General features: G+C 48.8%; 1 protein-coding gene. It reads left to right on the top strand.

What is annotated here, in order from left to right; all coding sequences use genetic code 11:
* The first annotated feature begins 107 nt into the window (after window positions 1–107).
* Complete coding sequence (locus tag SH449x_RS07395) at window positions 108–692, top strand: PEP-CTERM sorting domain-containing protein (protein WP_482380691.1); 585 nt, start codon at window positions 108–110, stop codon at window positions 690–692.
* The last annotated feature ends 283 nt before the right edge of the window (window positions 693–975 follow it).

The raw sequence follows: 975 nt of genomic DNA, 5'->3' as shown, positions 1-975 counted from the left end.
TTATAGAAACACGGAAGCATTCATTTCGATTTTTTTCGTAGATGAATGTGGCTCGTTAGAGAGAGATTTGTTTTGTGTTAAAGGCTTTCACTTTTTGGAGTAACTTCATGAGATCTTTTGTTCAATTTCTTGCATTGGCGATTTTAGCTACCACCGCGACCAGTGCGTCGGCGGATCTTATCTTCAGCATCAGTCCGGCGACTTCCACGGTGCCCATCGGCGGTACGCTGACCGTTGATGTGAACTTTACCAGTACCATCGACAACCAGGTTGTGCGAGGCATCGACATTCTGGTTCTGTCGGGAATTGGGGATGGCACGCAAGGTGTATTTTCTACGGGATTGGTCAATATCGGTGACGAGCAGTGGGATATTAGCACTCAGCCCGGAGAAGCCTTTTTGTCCTTCAGTCTGTCATCAAATTTTTTTAACACAGGTCTGGCGAATACGGTTCACCAATTGGGGCAATTGACGCTGGATTTAAGCAACGTGGGGATTGGGACCTACCTGCTCACAATCGATGATGGATTGTTGTTGGCATTGGACCCTAGCGATGCTCCGATCAATACGTCCAGCGTGTCGGGTTCGTTTTCGGTAGTGCCGGAGCCGAGCAGTTTGGCGTTGCTTTTTAGTGCAGTGGGATTGGTCATGGCTAGGCGTTTTCGTAGACGCTCTCCCGAAACGGATTGTTAAGCCGTTTTGTACCAAGGACGCGGACGTTCCTCAGGCATTCGTTCCGATCGGATCTCATTCGATTGCCTTGTACCGCGAACTGTTGATTTATTTTCCATGCACGGTAAAACCATCAACCGCAATGCGAAAGCTGCGGTTGATGGCCAGGATCCCTACGCCAACGCGTCGAAATTGATTTGTTTGCTAAACCACAGCTTGGCAATTCAGTGGGGCTAAGGATGGTGGATGTTGTCTAACTCTCTAGTCCAAATGGTAAGTATAATCTGCCACGCCTCGCCGGTGC

The organism is Brakhagea baltica (assembly GCF_052161605.1).
Lineage (GTDB): Bacteria > Planctomycetota > Planctomycetia > Pirellulales > Pirellulaceae > JBKCUI01.
This window is presented reverse-complemented; position numbering and strand designations above follow the sequence as displayed.

Bases quoted from the DNA above. Each gene is read 5' to 3' on its own strand.
- SH449x_RS07395 (WP_482380691.1), top strand. From the start codon at position 108: ATGAGATCTTTTGTTCAATTTCTTGCATTGGCGATTTTAGCTACCACC.